At 54.3% G+C, this 523-nt stretch carries 1 protein-coding gene; it reads left to right on the top strand.

Annotation, left to right across the window (positions count from 1 at the left end; all coding sequences use genetic code 11):
* Nucleotides 1–169 precede the first annotated feature (169 nt).
* On the top strand, nucleotides 170–523 hold a 354-nt coding region (locus HHU12_RS34855; RefSeq protein ID WP_205960118.1), incomplete at its 3' end, for a hypothetical protein.

Genomic DNA, 523 nt, shown 5'->3' on the forward strand with positions numbered 1-523 from the left:
AGGGTTCACTGAGATTGGCCTGAAGACCTTAGGGTCCAAGGATGCTGGTGTCCGTGCAATCGCTCAGGACCTCGTGCGCTCTCCAACAGGGATGCAATCAGGGTCTAGCGGTAAGTTCGGTGCGACCGCTTCGGATATCCACGAGCGGCTCCACGCGACAGACCAACGGATGTATAACCAGCTGTATGATGCTGTTGACCGTGCCATGAAGGACCCTGAGTTCTCCATCGGTGAGCAGAAGATGTCCCGTAAGGCTATCCGTCAGGAAGTGTACAAGCGTGCTGCCTTGGCGATTGAGCGTCCAGAGCTACAGGCTGACTTGACCAAAGGTGAACGTGAGGTAATGGACTTGCTGAAAGAGCACTTCGATACCAAGCGTGAACTGATGGAACAGCCCGGTATCTTTGGCAACGCCAACGCCGTAAGCATCTTCCCCGGTAGTCGTCATAAAGGAACCTACGTACCTAACGTGTACGATAGGGGCGGTAAGGAGCTAATGACTCAGAAGCTGGGTGGACCTGAA

It is taken from the genome of Flammeovirga aprica JL-4 (genome assembly GCF_012844305.1).
In the GTDB taxonomy this organism is placed as follows: Bacteria; Bacteroidota; Bacteroidia; order Cytophagales; family Flammeovirgaceae; genus Flammeovirga; species Flammeovirga aprica.